The 18130-nt window shown below is 68.3% G+C and carries 17 protein-coding genes and 1 pseudogene; 7 read left to right on the forward strand and 11 right to left on the reverse strand.

From position 1 onward, the window contains the following. The first annotated feature begins 76 nt into the window (after positions 1 to 76). Both ACHMXA_RS18980 and ACHMXA_RS18985 read left to right on the forward strand, forming a co-directional pair. Entirely contained in the window at positions 77 to 1267 is a 1191-nt protein-coding gene (locus ACHMXA_RS18980; protein WP_395316180.1) for an MFS transporter, read from the forward strand. 44 nt (positions 1268 to 1311) lie between these two features. Then, a complete protein-coding gene (locus tag ACHMXA_RS18985; RefSeq protein WP_395316181.1) occupies positions 1312 to 1833 on the forward strand; it encodes a GNAT family N-acetyltransferase in 522 nt (173 codons plus the stop codon). Positions 1834 to 1863: 30 nt separating this feature from the next. On the opposite strand, the gene ACHMXA_RS18990 is transcribed toward ACHMXA_RS18985, so the two are convergent. Together ACHMXA_RS18990 and ACHMXA_RS18995 are read right to left on the reverse strand one after the other, a co-directional pair. After that, on the reverse strand, positions 1864 to 4629 hold the full coding sequence (locus ACHMXA_RS18990; RefSeq protein WP_395316182.1) for a diguanylate cyclase domain-containing protein: 2766 nt from the start codon (positions 4627 to 4629) through the stop codon (positions 1864 to 1866). A 174-nt stretch (positions 4630 to 4803) separates the two neighbouring features. Further along, the gene (locus ACHMXA_RS18995) at positions 4804 to 6237 is read right to left on the reverse strand and encodes a PLP-dependent aminotransferase family protein (RefSeq protein WP_395316183.1); all 1434 of its coding nucleotides are present in this window, start codon (positions 6235 to 6237) and stop codon (positions 4804 to 4806) included. Positions 6238 to 6339: 102 nt separating this feature from the next. On the opposite strand from ACHMXA_RS18995, the gene ACHMXA_RS19000 reads away from it, so the two are divergent. Further along, positions 6340 to 6792, forward strand: coding sequence for a carboxymuconolactone decarboxylase family protein (locus ACHMXA_RS19000; RefSeq protein ID WP_395316184.1), 453 nt, complete (start codon positions 6340 to 6342; stop codon positions 6790 to 6792). A 34-nt stretch (positions 6793 to 6826) separates the two neighbouring features. Here ACHMXA_RS19000 and ACHMXA_RS19005 read toward each other — a convergent pair whose 3' ends face one another. Both ACHMXA_RS19005 and ACHMXA_RS19010 read right to left on the reverse strand, forming a co-directional pair. Continuing rightward, positions 6827 to 7234, reverse strand: a complete 408-nt coding sequence (locus ACHMXA_RS19005; RefSeq protein ID WP_176664174.1) for a PaaI family thioesterase — start codon at positions 7232 to 7234, stop codon at positions 6827 to 6829. Positions 7235 to 7263: 29 nt separating this feature from the next. After that, positions 7264 to 7980, reverse strand: coding sequence for an FMN-dependent NADH-azoreductase (locus ACHMXA_RS19010; protein WP_395316185.1), 717 nt, complete (start codon positions 7978 to 7980; stop codon positions 7264 to 7266). Between the two features lie 120 nt (positions 7981 to 8100). Between ACHMXA_RS19010 and ACHMXA_RS19015 the strand changes: the two genes are divergently transcribed. Beyond that, positions 8101 to 9027, forward strand: a complete 927-nt coding sequence (locus ACHMXA_RS19015; RefSeq protein WP_395316186.1) for a LysR substrate-binding domain-containing protein — start codon at positions 8101 to 8103, stop codon at positions 9025 to 9027. A gap of 77 nt (positions 9028 to 9104) precedes the next feature. Then, complete coding sequence (locus ACHMXA_RS19020; RefSeq protein WP_395316187.1) at positions 9105 to 10691, forward strand: serine hydrolase domain-containing protein; 1587 nt, start codon at positions 9105 to 9107, stop codon at positions 10689 to 10691. A gap of 66 nt (positions 10692 to 10757) precedes the next feature. Here the strand turns inward: ACHMXA_RS19020 and ACHMXA_RS19025 are convergent, their stop codons facing one another. Next, complete coding sequence (locus ACHMXA_RS19025; protein WP_176664178.1) at positions 10758 to 10961, reverse strand: hypothetical protein; 204 nt, start codon at positions 10959 to 10961, stop codon at positions 10758 to 10760. 152 nt (positions 10962 to 11113) lie between these two features. On the opposite strand from ACHMXA_RS19025, the gene ACHMXA_RS19030 reads away from it, so the two are divergent. Next, positions 11114 to 11830 (forward strand): hypothetical protein, encoded by a 717-nt coding sequence (locus tag ACHMXA_RS19030; protein WP_395316188.1) that lies wholly within the window; start codon positions 11114 to 11116, stop codon positions 11828 to 11830. A gap of 6 nt (positions 11831 to 11836) precedes the next feature. Here ACHMXA_RS19030 and ACHMXA_RS19035 read toward each other — a convergent pair whose 3' ends face one another. The 3 genes from ACHMXA_RS19035 to ACHMXA_RS19045 all read right to left on the reverse strand — a co-directional run bounded on the left by ACHMXA_RS19035 (position 11837) and on the right by ACHMXA_RS19045 (position 13641). Continuing rightward, positions 11837 to 12100 carry a hypothetical protein gene (locus ACHMXA_RS19035; RefSeq protein WP_395316189.1) on the reverse strand — a complete coding sequence of 88 codons (264 nt, stop codon included), beginning with the start codon at positions 12098 to 12100 and terminating at the stop codon, positions 11837 to 11839. A 24-nt stretch (positions 12101 to 12124) separates the two neighbouring features. Beyond that, a complete protein-coding gene (locus ACHMXA_RS19040; RefSeq protein ID WP_176664181.1) occupies positions 12125 to 12370 on the reverse strand; it encodes a hypothetical protein in 246 nt (81 codons plus the stop codon). 368 nt (positions 12371 to 12738) lie between these two features. Continuing rightward, positions 12739 to 13641 carry a LysR substrate-binding domain-containing protein gene (locus ACHMXA_RS19045; protein WP_395316190.1) on the reverse strand — a complete coding sequence of 301 codons (903 nt, stop codon included), beginning with the start codon at positions 13639 to 13641 and terminating at the stop codon, positions 12739 to 12741. Between the two features lie 135 nt (positions 13642 to 13776). Between ACHMXA_RS19045 and ACHMXA_RS19050 the strand changes: the two genes are divergently transcribed. Further along, a complete protein-coding gene (locus ACHMXA_RS19050; protein ID WP_395316191.1) occupies positions 13777 to 14448 on the forward strand; it encodes an FMN-dependent NADH-azoreductase in 672 nt (223 codons plus the stop codon). A gap of 13 nt (positions 14449 to 14461) precedes the next feature. On the opposite strand, the gene ACHMXA_RS19055 is transcribed toward ACHMXA_RS19050, so the two are convergent. The 3 genes and pseudogenes from ACHMXA_RS19055 to ACHMXA_RS19065 form a co-directional block, all read right to left on the reverse strand. Beyond that, positions 14462 to 15367 carry an SDR family oxidoreductase gene (locus ACHMXA_RS19055; RefSeq protein ID WP_176664184.1) on the reverse strand — a complete coding sequence of 302 codons (906 nt, stop codon included), beginning with the start codon at positions 15365 to 15367 and terminating at the stop codon, positions 14462 to 14464. An 81-nt stretch (positions 15368 to 15448) separates the two neighbouring features. Then, positions 15449 to 16387 carry a glutathione S-transferase family protein gene (locus ACHMXA_RS19060; RefSeq protein ID WP_395316192.1) on the reverse strand — a complete coding sequence of 313 codons (939 nt, stop codon included), beginning with the start codon at positions 16385 to 16387 and terminating at the stop codon, positions 15449 to 15451. Between the two features lie 32 nt (positions 16388 to 16419). Next, positions 16420 to 18064 (reverse strand): annotated as a pseudogene (locus ACHMXA_RS19065) (isovaleryl-CoA dehydrogenase). Positions 18065 to 18130 lie beyond the last annotated feature (66 nt).

Raw genomic sequence — 18130 nt, forward strand, 5'->3', positions numbered from 1 at the left:
TGACTTGAAATCACAAGTCTGTGTACCGATGGCATTCTAGTCATCGATGGCATTCGTCCTCACAGTACAGGGCATCATGCCAATCGCTCTACTCGCCCTCACCGCCGGTGCCTTCGGAATAGGCACCACCGAGTTCGTCATCATGGGCCTGCTGATGCAGGTGTCGACGGATCTTCACGTCTCCATCACGGCCGCCGGCCTGCTGATCTCGGGCTATGCGCTCGGGGTCGCGGTGGGCGCGCCCGTGCTCACCATCGCCACCCGCAAGCTGCCGCGCAAGACGGTGCTGCTCGCGCTGATGGCGATCTTCACGCTCGGCAATCTCGCCTGCGCCCTGGCGCCCAACTACGAGATGCTGATGGCCGCCCGCGTGATCACATCGCTGGCGCACGGCACCTTCTTCGGCGTCGGCTCGGTGGTCGCCACCGGCCTGGTCCCGCCAGAGCGCCGCGCCTCGGCCATCGCGATCATGTTCACCGGCCTGACAGCCGCCACGCTGCTCGGTGTGCCGGCCGGCGCATGGCTGGGCCTGCATTTCGGCTGGCGCTCGACCTTCTGGGCCGTCACGGCGATCGGCGTGCTCGCCTTCGCGGTGCTCTCGGTGTTCGTCCCCCGCGTCAAGGACTCGGCCAAGCCCGCGCCGCTGCGCGAGGAACTGGCCGTGCTGGCGCGTCCGCAGGTGCTGCTCGGCCTGGCGATGACGGTGCTCGGCTTCGCGGGCGTGTTCGTGGTCTACACCTACATCCAGCCGCTGCTCACGCAGGTCACGGGTCTCTCGGAATCGGCGGTGTCGCCGATCCTGCTGGTGTTCGGCGGCGGCCTTGCCGTCGGCAACCTGCTCGGCGGCAAGCTGGCCGACCGCGCGCCGATGGCCGCTGTGTTCGGCACGCTGGTGGCGCTGGCCGTGGTGCTCGGCGCGATGCAGTTCACCATCGGCACGCCGTTCACTGCGGTGGTGTTCGTCGGACTGCTGGGAATCGCTTCCTTCGCCACCGTCGCGCCGATGCAGCTGCGGGTGCTCGAAAAGGCTTCCGGCTCCGGCCAGAACCTCGCGTCCAGCCTCAACATCGCAGCCTTCAACCTCGGCAACGCGCTCGGCGCCTGGGTCGGCGGCGTGGTGATCGACCATGGCCCGGGGCTGCGCGCGCTGGGCTGGGTTGCCGCGCTGATCACGCTCGTGGGCCTTGCCATCGCGCTATGGAGCCGCGCGCTCGACAAGCGCGAGCCGCGCGACGCGCTGGCCGACTGCGCTTCGGCCCGGGCCTGAATCTTTCTCCGGCGGGGCCCGCGAGAGCACAATCGCGCGGCCCCATGCTCAGCACCCCTCTTCATATTCGCCCCGCCATCGCCGCCGACGCTCCAGCGCTGGCGGCGTTGTCCATCCAGGTCTGGCTCGGCACCTATGCGACCGAAGGCGTGAACGAGCTGATCGCGCGCTACGTACTCGACGAGTTCACTCCAGCCGCGTTCGCCGGGTGGATGGCCGATGCGGACACCGCCTTGCTGATCGCCGAAACCGGCGGTCACCTCGCCGGCTATGCCCGCCTCCGCCTAGACGCACAGCAGGAGTTCTTTCCTCCCGCCAGCACCGAGCTTTGCACGCTCTACGTGCAGGAGCCTTTCACCCGCTCGGGTGTGGGCTCAGCCTTGCTGCACGAAGCCCTCGCCGCGGCGCGAGATCGCACGGGCAACGGCGCCCTCTGGCTCACGGTCAACGTCCTGAACCGGCGCGCGTGCGCCTTCTACGAGAAGCACGGCTTCACCCGCAAGGGAACGGCTTGGTTCGTCCTTGGCAACGATCGCCACGAGAACCATGTGCTGGGCGTCTCCTGACCGAGGCCCGGAGCGCCCTCCACCCTGGTGTCAGTACTCCAGCCGCGTCGGCGAATCGCTGTTGTGCGATCCACCGGATTGCATGAAGAAGGCGAACCTGTCGCGCCCCGCCGCCTTGGCGTTGTAGAGGGCTACGTCGGCGCGCGCCAGCAGCTCCTCGGCGGTGGCCGACGAGCCGGTCGCGCGGTGGAAGGCGATGCCGATGCTGGTAGTGACGTCCACGCGCTGGCCGTCCACCACGAAGGGCGGCGTGTGGACTCGGTCCACGACCTTTTCCGCCACCACGGCCGCCGCTTCCGGCGCGCTCAGTCCTTCCAGCACCAGCACGAATTCGTCGCCGGCCAGCCGCGCGACCATGTCGGTGCCGCGCACGCAGCCCTGCAGCCGCCGCGCGTATTCGGTGAGCACGGCGTCGCCCACCGCGTGGCCCATGGTGTCGTTGATGGCCTTGAAGTGGTCGATGTCGAGGAACATCAGCGCCATCGCGTGGCCGGTGAGCTGGCTGCGCAGCACCGCGGCGGGCAGGTATTCGTTGAAGGCCAGCCGGTTGGGCAGGCCAGTGAGCGTGTCGAGCCGGGCCAGCTCGATGAGCTTGTGCTCCACCACCTTCAGCGCCGTGATGTCGAGCGCCAGCGAGAAGATGCCGTGCGTCACGCCGTCGGTGCGCACGTCGGGCACGTAGATGACCTGCGTGACGCGCTCGCTGCCCCCGCGCTGCATGCGCGCCTCGAACTCCACGCGCTCGCCGGCCAGTGCCCGCGCGAGCATCGGCTGGCGTGACACGTACACCTCGCGGCCCGAAACCTCCTGCACATGGCGCCCCAGCACCTGCGTCGGGTCGAGCCCTAGCCATTCGCGGCTGGTGGCATTGGCGAAGGTGATCTTCTCGTCGCGGTCGATGTAGGTGATCAGCGCCGGCATGTTGTCGGTGATGGCGCGCAGCCGCAGCTCGCTCTCCGCCTGGCGCAGCTCGGCTTCCTTCAGCGCCGTGATGTTGAAGGACATCAGGTAGAAGCCCACGACCTCGCCGCGCAGGTTCTTGTCCGGGATCAGGTTGACCTGGAAATAGCCCTGCCTGCCGTGCAGCGGCGCGCGCACCGGAAAGCGCACCTTCTTGCCCGAGAACATGACAGGAAGGTACGGTTTGAGCTGGGAATAGATCGTCCTGCCCAGCGCCGAGCGCAGGGTCGTGCCCTGCAGCGGAACCCCCTCGCCCAGGCCCGCCATCTGGCGCGCCCGAATGTTGGCGAACAGGCAGTTCTGCTGGCGGTCGAAATAGCCGACCAGCGCCGGGATGCTGTCGGTCACGTCGCGCAGGCGGGTTTCCTGCTCCGACAGGGCGCGGCGGATCTTGACCTCTTCGGTGATGTCGAAGGTCATCGAGAACACGCCGCACACCTTGCCGTCGGCGTCGAGGTCGGGAATGTAGTGGGCCTTGAAGGTGCGGTCGCCGATGCCCAGTTCCGGGTCGCCCGACTTCTCGATGATCACCTGCTCCCCTGCCAGCGCGCGCATGAAATGCGGCTCCACCACCGCGAAGTCGGCCGGGCCGCGCACGTCGGGCATCAGGCGGCCCACCAGCGGCGCGTTGTTGTGCAGGGCCCGCACGTGGGCATTGACGAAGGTGTAGCGCAGCGAGGCGTCGACGTGCGACACCATTGCCGGAATGCTGTCCGCGATGACGCGCACCTGCGCCTCGCTGTGCGCGAGGCTGCGCTCGATGGCGCGCCGCTGCTCCATCAGCTCGTCGAAGGTGCGGGCGAGGTCGCCGATCTCGTCGCGGGCGTAGTTGCGCTGCGCCATCTCCACCTCGTCGTGGGGCGCGCCCTCCGATGCTTCCTGGGTGAAGCGCATGTGCCGGTGCAGGTCGGCCAGCGGCCTGAGCTGCCTGCGCGCCACGGCCAGCGCCAGGGCGCCCGCGGAAAGCGCCAGCGCCAGCGCGCCGACCCAGGCGCCGCGCTCGATGGCATTCACCGTCGCGAAGGCCTCGCGGCTCGGATACAGCGCGCCGACGATCCAGTTCGCGCTCTCGGCGCGGTCGAAGGCATAGAGCGCGGGCACGCCGGCTTCGTCGACGCCTTCGCTGGAGCCCTGGAAGCCGGCCAGTGCACGAAGGATCTGCGGCGTGCCGCCGCCGTCCGCCTGGATCTGGTTGAGGATGCGCGAGGTGCGCGGATGGTCGACCACCACGCCGTCGGTCGTGGTCACGAACAGGTAGCCGGTCTTGCCGAGCTTGATGTCGGTCAGCGTGCCCAGGACGTTGCGGTCCTTCAGGTTGATGGCGCCGGAAATCACGAACCTCACCTGCCCCGCCTGATCGAGCACCGGCTCGGTGATGGCCACCTGCGCCAGCCCGTTGAGCCTGTTGCGGTAGGGCTCCGACACAAGGCCAGCCCTGGAGGCGACGGTCTGCTGGAAGTAGGGCCGGTCCTTGACGTTCACCTTGCCGATGGCCTGCGCGCCGTTCAGGTTGGCCACCAGGTTGCCCTCCATGTCGAGGAAGGCGACGTTGTCGAAAGCCTGGCGCAGCGAGATGTGCTTTTCAAGGAAGGCTTGCAGCGCCGCGTCGGCCTGGAAGTCCTGCGCCTGCACGCTGCCGCCGAAGGTCCGCAGCAGGATGCGGCGGCTGTCGAACTTCTGGTCGATGGCATCCGCGATGGCGCTCACCCGGGCCAGCTCCTCGGCCGCGATCGAGGCCCGCATGTTGCTCTTGACCAGGTGCAGGGCGACAGTGGCGATCGCGAAGGTGGCCAGCAGGACCACGGCCGCCACGCCGAGGCTCAGGCGGGTATGCAAGCCGAGACGGATTTTCGAGGAGCCTTTTTGAGTCATTGAGCGTGTTCGGACCGGGGCGTCGCCGGCAGGACGGGGGTTTCCGGCCACAGTATCGACGCGTTCTGCGCACCACGGAAGATATAGGAAGCCCTCCATTCTTGCCGTGGCGGGTACGCAGCTGTACCCGTATCGGATTCAACCCATCTGCAGAAGCACGTCGCGTACCCGGTCCAGCGACGGATCGATGTCCGCCTCGTCGATGGCGCCGAAGCCCAGCATCAGCCCCGGGCGCGGCGGCGAGGAATGGAAGAACGGCGCCAGCGGATACAGCCCCACGTCGACCCGCCGGGCCAGCGCGACGAGCTGGCCGATGTCGATCTCGCGCTTGCAGATGGCCGCCATGTGGATGCCGGCCGTCACCGGCAGCAGCTCGAACCAGGGCGACAGGTCGTCCGCGAAGCGCCGTACGATGCGCTCCCGCCGCGCCGCATAGACGGCGTGGCAGCGGCGGATGTGCCTGTGGAGATTTCCGTCGGCGATGAACTTGGCCAGCGCCCATTGCGCTTGCGTCGAGGTGTGCCAGTCGGTCAGGTGCTTGGCCGTGCCCACTGCTTCCAGCACCGCCGGAGGCGCGACCAGGTAGCCCAGCCGCAGGTCGGGCGAAAGCGTCTTCGAGAAGGTGCCTACGAAGGCCACGAGGCCGCGCTCGTCCATGCTCTGCAACGAATCGGCGGGCCGGCCTTCGTAGCGGAATTCGCTGTCGTAGTCGTCCTCGATCACGATGGCGCCCAGCTCGTCGGCGCGCGCCAGCAGCGCCTTGCGGCGGCGTTCGCTCATCGCAACGCCCAGCGGGAACTGGTGCGCGGGCGTCACGTAGATCAGCCGCGTGCCGTCGGGAATGCGCTCCACCACCAGCCCCTCGCGGTCGACCGGCACGCCCACCACCCTCGCGCCCTGCGCGCCCAGCAGCTGCCGTGCGGGCGGATAGCCGGGCTCCTCCATCGCGACCGTGCTGCCGCGCTCCACGAGCACGCGGGCGATCAGGTCCAGCGCCTGCTGCGCGCCGTTGGTGACGAGGATGTCGGCCGCGCCGCAGCGCACGCCCCTGGAAAAGGCGGCATGCCGGGCAATGCCGTCGCGCAGCTCGTGCAGCCCCTCGGCATCGCCGTAAAGGCCGCGCGAACGCGTGCCCTGGCGCAGCGCATGCAGCACGCAGCGGCGCCAGTCGGCATGCGGAAAGAGGCCGCGCGCCGGAGCCCCGCCGATGTACTCGTAGCGCGCGCTGCCCGCCGGCGCGGGGTGCCGCAGCGGCGTGCTCATGCCGCGCCAGTGCTCGACCATCGCCGAGCCCGCGAGCGACCGCGCCGCCGCGGGTGCCGGCTTGCGCGCCGCGCCCTCGGCCACGAAGGTGCCGCTGCCGACGCGCGCGGTGAGCAGCCGGTCGAAGCTCAGCCTGGCATAGGCCTCGGACACCGTCTTGCGCGACAGGCCCAGTCGCTCGGCGAGAAGCCGCGAGGGCGGCAGCTTTTCTCCGGCGGCCAGCCGGCCGGTGTGGATCGCGTCCTTCAGCTGCCGGTAGAGCTGCCCGGCCAGGTCCTTGTCGCCTTCGATGACGACGTGCAATTCCATCGGATTGGTCTCCTGCGAATGCTCCGGATTGGCCGCCGCCGGCGGCGCCCTTCGCTCCTAGCATCGAGCCAGGATTGAACCACTACCGAAGAAGGAACCGACATGCAGTCCCACACAGAATCCCGCCTCGATTTCTACAAGGCCTCGCCCGACGCGCTCAAGGCGCTGATCGCCTTCGAAGTGGCCATCGGCAAGCTCGGCCTGGAGCCGAAGCTGCTCGACCTCGTCAAGCTGCGCGCCTCGCAGATCAACGGCTGCGCCTACTGCATCGACCTGCACACGGCCGACCTGCGCAAGGCCGGCGAAACCGACCGCCGCCTGGCCACGCTGAGCGTCTGGCACGAAACGCCCTTCTTCACCGAGCGCGAACGCGCCGCACTGGCATGGACCGAGGCGGTGACGCAGGTGTCGCTCACGCACGTGCCCGACGAGGCCTACGAGGCGCTCGCGGCGCAGTTCAGCGAGGCCGAGCGCGTCAACCTGACGATGGCGATCAACGCCATCAACAGCTGGAACCGGCTGTCGATCGGCTTTCGCAAGCAGCTGTCGGCCTGAGCGGCCGAGCCCGCGGCTCCCGGGGCGCGCTGCGTCAGGCCTTCACGATGCGCGCGGTCGCGGTGGAGCGCGCGACGATGCGGCCGTCCGCGTCGCCGAGCTGCGCCTCGAGAAAGGCGATGCTCCTGCCGCGCTGCACGACCCGGCCCTCGCCATACAGCAGTCCGGGCTTGGCGGCGGCCAGGAACGACACGCTGAAGTCGATGGTGACGGAGTACGTTTCCTCGCCGTTCAGCACCCACAGCGCCGGGCCCATCGTGTCGTCGAGCATCGCCGCCAGGATGCCGCCCTGCACCGCGCCCGCGGGGTTCAGGAAGGCATCGGTGGCCGTGAAGCTCAGCCGGATGGTGCCCCTGGCCCTGTCGAACCCCAGCACGCGCTGGCCGAGGAGATCCGCGGTCGGTGGACGGGGAAAGCGCTCCAGCAAAGGGTCAGGCGTCATTTTTCGCTCCGGAAGTGGAGCGAAAGATCCTAGGCAGCCGCTGCTGACAGCGTGGTGTCAGCAGCGGCTCTGCGCTCGCGCGGGTCGAGCAGCGCATCGACGAGATCGTCCACCCGCTGCTCGGCGCGCCGCAGCGACTGCGCGAGCTGCTCGCCGCCGAATTCGTCGGATTCCACCGCCGCCTCGAACACCTCGGTGATGCCGATGTAGCCCAGCGCGGAGCGCACGCTGCTCTCGGTGTGGTTGAGGTGGGCGATGCGCCCGCCCGCGTCGTAGCCGTGGTCGCCGCGCGCACCCAGGAGCACAACGCGCTTGCCCATGTCGGCGAGCATCGGCCAGTACGGCACCGCTCCGCGCGAGCGGTCGAAGCCGAAGGTGCGGCCCACGCGCACGATGTTGTCGATCCAGGCCTTGAACTGCGCGGGCACGCTGAAGTTGTACATCGGCAGGCCGATGACGACGAGGTCGGCCGCCACGAGCTGGTCGACCAGACGATCGCTCTCGGCGAGCGCCTCGGCCATCCACGGCTCGCGCGACGCGGGCGGCGTGAAGGCTGCGTGGATCCAGCGCCCGTCGACGTGCGCGGGCGGCTGCTGGCCCACGTCGAGGTAGTCGATGCGGTCGGCGGGCCGCGCCTTCTGCCAGCGCTCGACGAAGCGCGCGGAAAGGCGGCGCGTGTGCGAGCCGTGGAGGTCGGTGTCGGAACGGCCAGGGCGGGCGCTGGCGTCGATGTGGAGGATGTTCATGGTCGCTGTCATGTTTGTGATGGATGAATGGGTGTCTTTCATTCCGCGCTGCCAGAATGCTGCGCAGGCCTCTAATCTAGGTATCGAGGCCATTCCCCACAAACGACGATTTCTCCTCTTATGAACGAGATTGGCTCATCCGTCCGCCCTCCCCGCCGGCTGCCCCCGCTGCTGTCGCTGCGCGCCTTCGAGGCCGCGGCCGCGCACCTGAGCTTCCAGCGCGCGGCACTCGAACTCTCGGTCACGCCGTCTGCCATCAGCCACCAGGTGCGCGGGCTCGAAGACACGCTGGGCCAGCCGCTGTTCCGGCGGCTCACGCGGCAACTCGCGCTGACGCCCGCGGGCCAGCGGCTCTTCGACGACCTGCGCATGGGCTTCGACTTGGTCGAGGCCGGCATCGACAGGCTGCGCCGCCCCGCCGCGTCGCAGGCCGTGACGCTCACCACCAACACCGCCTTCGCGGCGCGATGGGTGCTGCCGCGCATGGATGCGTTCCGCAAGGCCTGCCCCGGCGTGGAACTGCGGCTGCATGCGAGCGACACCGTGGTCGACCTGGCGCGCGGCGATGCCGACATCGCGGTGCGCTCGGGCAGCGGCAACTGGCCGGGCCTGGTGTCGCAAGAGCTGATGCGCGAGCACTACGCGCCACTGTGCAGCCCGATGCTCGGCCTGAAGCGCGCGCAGGAGCTGCCGAAGCACCGGCTGATCCACTGCGACTGGCAGCCGCAGGCGCTCGCGCCAGCCGTGTGGCCGCGCTGGTTCCGCGAGGCCGGCATCTCGCCGCCGCGGGGGCGCTCGATGAAGGCGTCGGACCTGTCGTTCTCCGACGAGACGCACGCGATGCTGGCGGCGCTCGCCGGACATGGCATTGCGCTGCTGAGCCTCACGCTCTCGGCGGAGGAACTTCGCAGCGGCGCGCTGGTGCAGCCCTTCGGGCCCGCGCTCGATACCGGCAGCTACTTCCTGGCTGTCTCGAGCGGGAGGGAAAACGAGCCGGCGATCCGTGCCGTGTGGGAGTGGATCGCATCGCAGGCGGCGGCAGGCTGAGCAATATCCGAGGGACGGTCTTGCATGCAGTTACGGTTCTCGCGCAGACTCCGGCAACAACAAAGCGAGGAGCCCCCATGACGAGGTTTGTCCGCGCGCCCTTTGCCATCGCAACAGGTGCGCTTCTTGTAATAGCTTTGACCTCATGCGGAGGCGGCGGCGGAGGAGGCGGTGGGGGCGGAGGGATCGGCATAGGGCTCGGCACCGGCGGCGGAACCGCCTCGCCGCCGCCTTCTTCCACAACGCCGGAACTGCCCGCGCGCGAAGCGCTCATCGCCCGCGCCAGGAGCTACGAACTCAACACGCCATACGTGCCGCCGCCCGGCGACCCGCTGGAGCACCACACATCCGGCTATGCCAAGGCGATGTGCTCCGCGGCGTTCATCACGGGCCTCGACCCCGACGTGGCGGCTGAGAGCGTCGGCTACTTCACCGGCCCCTACGCGCAGCGCAAGAAGGTCGGCAAGCCGGTGGTGGACAACGTCAAGAAGGAAGTCCGCATCACCATTCCCAACGGCCCGACGCTGACCGCGCGCTACTTCGGCTCGCAGGGCTGCATCACGCTGCCGCCCGGCAGGGACGACGTGTTTTTCACGCCGGTGGCGGTCAAGAGCGCGCTGCCCGACCCGTCGACGCAGCAATGGCCGATGGGCGACCTCACGCCCTCCGGGGCCGCGCCCGGCATCGACACGGCGAAGGTGAGCCAGGCGGTCGATGCGGCCTTCGAGCTGCCGGAGGCCTACACCGCGGCGTTCGTCGTCACGCACAAGGGGCGCATCGTCGGCGAGCGCTACATGAACGGCATCACCTCGAGCACGCCGCTGGAGTCGTGGTCGATGGGCAAGAGCGTCACCGCGACGATGATGGGCGTGCTGATGAAACAGGGCGTGTACAGCCTCGACCAGCCGGCGCCCATTCCGGAATGGCAGGGAGCCGACGACAAGCGCAAGGAAATCAGGATCCAGGACATCCTGCACATGTCGAGCGGGCTGCGCATCAAGGCGCCGGACGATCCGGACTTCGACCCCAACGGAACCTACCCCGACCACGTCTACTTCTACACGGGCCGCATCAACATCTTCAACTACGCGGCCACACGGCCGCAGCAATGGCCGCCCAACACCATCGGCCGCTACCGCAACACCGACCCGGTGCTGGCGAACTACCTGATCCGCCTGGCGGTGGAGAAACGCGGCGAGGAATACCTGTCGTTCCCCCAGCGCAATCTGTTCGACAAGATCGGCATCCGCACGATGACGCTGGAGACCGACCCCTACGGCAACTTCATGGGACAGGGCTACGACTTCATGTCGGGGCGCGACTGGGCGCGGCTGGCCAACCTGTACCTGCAGGACGGCGTGTGGAACGGCGAACGCATCCTGCCCGAGGGCTACGTGAAATTCGTCAGCACGCTCGCGCCGGCCTGGGCCGCGGACAAACGGCCGATCTACGGGGGATTCTTCTGGCTCAACGGCTCGAGCACCTGGCCGGTGCCGACCTCGGCCTACTACATGCTCGGCGCCGGCGGGCAGGTGGTGCTGATCGTTCCTTCGCACGACCTGGTGGTGGTGCGGCTGGGCTACGACAAGGGGGCGAACGCGTCGGTCCCGAGCCTGAAGAAGGCGCTGACGCTGCTGATGCAGGCGGTTCCCAGTTCGTCCTGAGGCCTTGCGCCTGGCGCCAGGAACGCAAAGGCCTCCCGCGGGAGGCCTTCTTCCTGTCCGCCCTGTCTACTCGGCGCGCTTGCTCAGGAGAGTCGGCACGACGTAGCCATCCCGGTACACGGCCTCGATGGTCCCCTCCACCCGGTCGCAGGCATGCGCGGTGACGAACTTCTGCTCCGTCACCCGGTAGACCACCATCGTGCTGGACGAATGCTTGCTGAGCGTGCGGGCCACGCCGGTGGCCTGTCTCAGTGTCGGATATGTCTCCATGGGGCTCTCTTCCTTGTCCTCTCGATGCCCCAAATGTTAACTCTTTGGTATTCGAATATGCCTCAGGGTATTTTCCAGGCGCGAACGCCTGCGATTGTCTTCAGACCGTCTTTCCGGGAATCGGATGATCCGGTCAATACACTGCCATCCCGATGAGCCACGGCCCCCTGATCTCCCACTTCCCAAGCGGCGACACGCTGCGCAGCCGCAGCGTGAGCGACGTGGTGCTGACGGGCACGCTGGACGTGCCTGCCCCGGCGCAACGCCTGCTCGCGGACTGGGACAGGGAGATCGCGTCGCAGCTCTCGCTGGAGCCGGGAGACGTGGAGGCGCTGCCCCTGGCGCGCGCTCGTGCACGCTGGCCCGACTACAGGCTCTGCGTGCAGGCCGTGTCCGACTGGACGCTTGCGCTGGGGCTGCCCGGGGTGCTCGCTTCCGCCGACGTGGCCCTGATGGCCTGCCGGGGCGCGAGGTACCACCACGACGGCATGCAGTACGGCGGCGCGGCCTTCTGCAATCTCTTCGTGAGCGAGGACAAGGGGCTGGACCTGCACTTTCCACATGCGGGCCTTCGGATCCCGCTCCGGCGAGGCACGGCGGTCGTCTTCGACACGGGCCAGCCGCATGGCGTCATCCAGCGCGGCAGTCCGGGCTTCGACGCGGCGGACTTCGCGCACGGCAAGGACTGCAACCAGGTCTTCCTGACCTGGGAGCTTCCCATCGAGGACGCCCATGTCGCGAGGGCCCTGCGCATCGACTTCGATGTCGCATCGCCGGCATCTGCCCGGCCCGATGAAGAGCAGCTCATGCGCAACGGCGCGCCAGCCGTCGTATGCCCGGAATCAGGCCGGTGGCTCGACGCCGGTTGATCGCGCTCAGCGCGCCGCCGCGGACGCGCTGACGGCCAGCGCCCGCAGGCATTCGTTGACCGCCTGCAGGGGCGTCCTCTCATGGCATCGTGCCATTGCCTCGCGGGCGACGGCTTCGCTCAGGCGCCGCTCCTGCGCGGCCTCGACCTGCAGTTCGACGATCCACTTCATGAGCATGGCGAGCACGATCAGCAGCCCGACCATGGCGGCCATCAGGGTCACGCGCCAGTTCCCGACGCGAAGGACGGGAGTTGCGGTCTTGCCGGCCAAGGTGGTTTCTTCCCGAGTGGCCATCTAGCCTGGAAGGTCCGGAAAGACCCACATGCTCAACCCGAGGATCAGGCCGATGCCCAGGGACACGATGGCTGCGGTGGTGAACATCGATGCCGCGACGATGTTCTGCACGAAGACGGCCACCAGCACGAAGCCCACCGAGGCAACGATGCACAGCACCACCGGCAACCAGGCCAGGTACGCGGGCCGGCGCTGGAGCGCCGAGGGCTCGTCCGGGCTGGTTTCGCGCAGGAACGGGGTGCGCATGATCTGCCTCCTCTTCGCGAGTTTTCGCGTGTCTGTCTGTAGCCGACGAAGGCCGAAGGCTCCGAACAGCTGCTCCCTCGCATGGCCTGTTCGCAACCTTTGCTGACCTTCGTCAAAAAGTACCGGCAGGTTATGCAAAACATCGGGCCGGGTTAAGGGATTACTGCGCGAACGCCGCACATGAAAGCAGGCGCGGCACAGAAAGCTCCTCAACCTGCGCAATATTTGACAAGTGTCAACAATGCGCCGAAGCACGACTGCGCCTTTCGTATTCCCGCGGTGCCACGAGTGGCTGCCGCAACCCGTCGGAACGCACTTTAGAAATATGAACAGCGGGTCGCCAGTGCCTAAAGTCACCGCGTACGAAATCAGGTAGCTGCGCCTGGCGGCTGCAGCCCCCTCACCCACTCGAACACCGCCGCCACCGCGGGTTCGGCACGCCGCGCCTCGGGGCACACGAGATGGAACGGGAGCCCCGGCAGCCGGGGGCCGAACGGCTGCACCAGATTGCCCGCGCGCAGCTCGTCCGCGATCAGCGCGAGGCTCACCAAGGCGACGCCCTGTCCCTGCAGCGCAGCCGACACGGTGTGCGTCTCGTCGGAGAACACCGGCCCGGCCGACACGTCGAGGCCCGGCACCTGCGCCTCCTGCTGCCATTCAGGCCACGTGCCCGGCTGGGTCTTGCTGCCCGGCACCTCGAAATGCAGCAACGTGTGCCGCGTCAGGTCGCCGGGGCGGCGCAGCTTGAGCGCGGGGCTGCACGCCGGCGCGAAGACGTTGTCGAACAGCTTCTCCGACACCATGCCCGGCCACTGCCCGCGCCCGTAGCGGATCGCGATATCGGCAGTGATGCCATCGAGCGGCACCGCGTCGTGCGACGCATGGATGCGCAGATCGAGCCGCGGATGCAGCGCGCGCAGCGTGCTCACGCGCGGTAGCAGCCAGCGTGCCGCGACGGCCGGCGTGGCCGACAGCGTGATGGCGGTCCGCTCGGGCGGCGCACGCAGCCGCGCGACCGCATTCGCCATGGCATTGAACGATTCGCTCAGTACCGCCTGCAGTTCCCTGCCCTGCGGCGTGAGCACGAGTTGCCTGGGCTGGCGGATGAACAACGCCACGCCCAGCGAGTCCTCGAGCTGCCGCACCTGGTGGCTGATGGCCGTGGGCGTGACTGAGAGTTCGTTGGCCGCGAGCTTGGCGCTGCAATGGCGCGCCGCAGCCTCGAAGGCTCGCAGCGCCGCCAGCGGAGGGAGTTGCCGAAGGTTGGCCATGGATGAATCAAATTTTCATCGACACAAAGAAATCGTCGTTTGTCGCGCCACTTTCGCCTCCATAAAGTGAGGCCCAAGCCAGCCCGAAAGCTGAATTTCCTTCATCTACCCCTTCATGTCAAAGAGGACTTCGCCATGACTACCTTGCTCCACATCGACGCCAGCGCCCGCCCCGGCCTTTCGGGCACGCATGTTCACGGCTCGCATTCGCGCCGGCTGAGCCATCACTTCGTGACGACCTGGCGCGCCGCACGGCCCGACGACGAAGTGATCTACCGCGACATCGGTGCCACGCCGCCGGGCAACGTCACCGGCGAATGGATCGCGTCGGGCTACACGCCGGCCGAGCAGCGCGAGCCGTGGATGCATGCGGTGCTCGCGGAGAGCGACGCACTGATCGCCGAGCTCCGCCGCGCCGACGTGCTGGTGATCGGCGTGCCGATGTACAACTTCGGAATGCCCGCGCCGCTGAAGTCATGGATCGATAACATCGTGCGCATCGGTTCGACCTTCGACTTCGACCGCAGCCGCGAGAACCCCTACGTGCCGCTGCTGGCCGAGCGCAACCGCCGCACCGTGCTGCTCACCTCGTGCGGCAGCAGCGGCTACGGGCCCGGCGGATTCCAGGCGCATCTTGACCTGCTCACGCCCGGCATCACGGCGCCGCTGTCGCTGCTGGGCCTCAATGAAGTGCACAGCGTGGCGATCGAGCATGCGGAAGACCATGGCGACCTGCTCGACCGCTCCATCGCCAGTGCGCTCGCGCGCGTCGAGGCACTGGTGGCCGGGTTGCAACAGGCCGCGTGAACCGGCCGAACGCTCAGGCCGATCGCAGCTGCTCCCGCAGCTTCTGCCCGATCTCGGGCCGCTCCAGGAACGGGTCGGCCGGATTGGTGATGGAGACGATGTTCTCCATGCGGCTGCGCACGTTGCCCAGCGCCTTCGGATGGCTGAACACGTAGAACTGGTTGTCGCTGATGGCCTCGAACACCTTGGCGGCCACTTCGGCGGCCGTGATCTTGCCGCTGCTGACCGCCTTGTTGCTCATCGCCTGGCCGATCAGCTGGCTCTTGGTGAGCTCGCTCTCCTTCGGCGCGTTCGGGCGGTTGCGCTCGCTGCTGGTGATGCCGGTGGGCACGAAGTACGGGCACAGAAGGCTGGCGCCGATCTGGTCGGTGACGAGGTTCAGGTCCTGGTACATCGTCTCGGTGAGGCTCACCACCGCAGCCTTCGCGGCGTTGTAGATGCCCATGTTGGGCGGCGTGAGCAGGCCGGCCATGCTGGCGGTGTTGGTCACGTGGCCGCGGTAGGACGGGTCCTTGGCCGCGGCTTCCAGCATCATCGGCACGAACAGGCGCACGCCGTGGATCACGCCCCACAGGTCCACTCCCAGCACCCATTCCCAGTCGGCGACCGTGTTCTCCCATACCAGCCCGCCGGCGCCCACGCCCGCGTTGTTGAACACGAAGTGCGGTGCGCCGAAGCGCTCCTTCACGGCAGCGGCCAGCGCTTCCATCTGCGCCGCATCAGACACGTCGACCTTGCGCGCCAGCACCTGCGCGCCGGCTGCTTCCATCTCGGCTGCGGCCTTGTCGAGCGCGTCCTGCTGCACGTCGACCAGCACGAGGTTCATGCCGCGGGCGGCGCCGATGCGCGCGCACTCCAGGCCGAAGCCCGAACCCGCGCCGGTGAGAACTGCGGTCTTGCCCTTGAAGTCCTGAATCATTGGGTGCTTTCCTTTGGTTGTCTCTGCGCCGTCTATTGGACCGCTTCGCGCAAAGATCGCCTGTCGTTCGCGTGACGCGAATCAGCCTTCGGCCTTCTTCAGCACATACCCGATCCGGGGAAAGTGCACATGCACCGTGCCCACGCGCTCGCTGCTGCGCTCCAGCGTGTAGTGCGTGCGCGTGGCGGCGATCAGCGTGCCGGGCGTCTCCTCGAGGCCGAAGCTCTCGGCGCGGATGGTGACCGCGCTGCCCAGCGGGATGCCGTGATCGTCCTGGAAGGTGCTGTCGGTCAGCAGCGAGTGCGGCGTGGAGGCCTTGGCGACGGCGATGGCCTCTTCGCTCGTGAACTTCTCGGGCACGTCGTGGCCGATGGCGGCCATGCGGTCCATCCAGTCGACCACCGCGGGCGTGAGGTCGAGGATGGTGCGGACCGACTCGATGCGCCGCGTGTACCACAGCGGGTGGTAGGCCGAGAAGTCGGCGATGGTGGGCACCTCGCCGAGCAGGTAGGGCTTCTCGTCGAGCATGTCCGACATGCGCCGCAGGTACGACTTGTAGGCGCTGGTGGCGTCGGCCGGGCGCAGGCGGGTCATGTTGCCGGCGCTCATCTTGCCGCGGTCTTCGCCGAAGGCCTTGGCGGCTTCCGGCGGGGCCTTCGCGAACACTTCGGCCGCGCCCCTGGGCTGGAGGTTCCACGCCATGGCGGCCCAGAACAACGAGGTGTCGGCCCACTGCGCGAGGATGCGCGACATGCCCTTCTCGGGCTCGGGGTAGAGCGTGGGCGCGGGCTGCAGGTGCTCGAGCACGTCGGCGATGAGCGCGCTGTCGCAGTAGATGTCCGCGCCGATCTGCAGGAAGGGAGTCTTGCGATAGCCGCCGGTGAGCACCTCCACGTCGGGCTTGGGCATGATCGGCGGGATGAAGACCGACTTCCACGGCAGCTTCTTGAAGCCGAGGATGAGGCGCACCTTCTCCGAGAACGGCGAGGTGAGGTAGTGGTGGAGGATCAGGTCGGCCATGGTGTTTTCCGTGGGTTGTCGTTCGTGTTGCTTCAGCGCGGCTGGGCGCGCTGGATGATGGAGTCGAAATCGGTGCCCGCGCCCAGCGTACCGAAGGCGTTGCCCCAGTCGCCGCCAAGGCGCGACCCGCAGAACGCGCCGGCGACCGCTGCTGGCGCGGTCTGCACGAGCAGCGCAGCCTGCACGGCCAATGCGACATCCTGCGCCAGACGGCGAGCCTCGGCTTCGGAGGCCATCGCCTCGATGCGCGCCGGAAGCGCGTCGGCGAGGCGATCTAGCGCGGCATGCTGGCCGCGCGCGGGCGCCAGTTCCTTCTCGAGCGCGGCTACCGCATCGCCCTTGCGCAGCCCGCGCAGCAGGTCGAGCGCCATGATGTTGCCGGCGCCTTCCCAGATGGAGTTGAGCGGCATCTCGCGGTAGATGCGGGCCATGACGCCTTCGCCGCCCTCCTCCACGTAGCCGTTGCCGCCGAGGCACTCCATGGCTTCCTGCGCGAAGGCGCTGCCGCGCTTGCAGATCCAGAACTTGGCGACGGGCGTGAGCAGCCGGGCCATCAGGCGTTCGTGTTCGTCGGACTGTTTGTCGAAGGCTCGCGCCAGGCGGATGGCGAGCGCGGTGGCGGCTTCGCTCTCCAGCGCCAGATCGGCCAGCACGTTCTTCATCAGCGGCTGGTCGATCAGCGGCTTGCCGAAGGCCATGCGCTGCGTGGCGTGGTTGAGCGCGATGGCCAGCGACTGGCGCATGAGCCCGCTGGTGCCCAGCGCACAGTCGAGCCGCGTCATCGTGCCCATTTCGAGGATCTCGGGGAATGCCGCGCCCCTCCTCGCCCACGAGCCATGCGGTGGCGCCATCGAACTCCACTTCGGAGCTCGCATTGGCCTTGTTGCCCAGCTTGTCCTTCAGCCGCTGGATGCGGATCGCGTTGCGCGAGCCGTCCGGCAGCACGCGCGGCAGGAAGAAGCACGAAAGCCCGGCGGGCGCCTGCGCCAGCACCAGGAAGGCATCGCACATCGGCGCCGAGAAGAACCACTTGTGGCCGGTGATGGCATAGCGCTCGCCCCAGGCGTCGCTGCCGCCTTCGCGCACGGCCTGCGTGGTGTTGGCCCGCACGTCGGAGCCGCCCTGCTTCTCGGTCATGCCCATGCCCATGGTCACGCCGGGCTTGTCGCCGAAGGGCTTGAGCGCCGGGTCGTACCAGAGGCTGCCGAGCTTGGGGGCCCAGTCGGCATGCACCGCCGCATTGCTGCGCAGCGCGGGCGTGACGGCGTAGGTCATCGAGATGGGGCAAAGGATCGAGGGCTCCAGCTCGGTGAAGAGCATGAAGCCCGCCGCGCGCAGCACGTGCGGCGAGGCGGAGGTGCCGGTCCACGGTGTGCCGTGCAGGCCGGCGCCGACGGCGGCGCTCATCAGCGCGTGGTAGCTGGGGTGGAATTCCACCTCGTCGATGCGCCGTCCGAAGCGGTCGTGCGTGTGCAGCTCGGGCGTGTGGACGTTGGCGAGCCGCGCATGCGCCTGCATGCCGGCCGAGCCGAGGGTCGCGCCCAGTTCGTGAAGCTGCGCGGTCTGCAGCGCGGGCGCGTTGAACTTCAGCGCATCGCGCAGCGGCCGGTTGGTGTCGAAGAGGTTGTAGTCGACCAGCGGCTCGGGCTGGTTGAAGACCTCGTGCGTCGAGTTCATTCGAATACCTCCGTGCTCTGCACCGCGGCGCTCGCTTGCTTGGGGCGGCCCGGCGCGGCGCGCATG

Source organism: Variovorax sp. UC74_104, from assembly GCF_044055375.1.
Lineage (GTDB): Bacteria > Pseudomonadota > Gammaproteobacteria > Burkholderiales > Burkholderiaceae_C > Variovorax.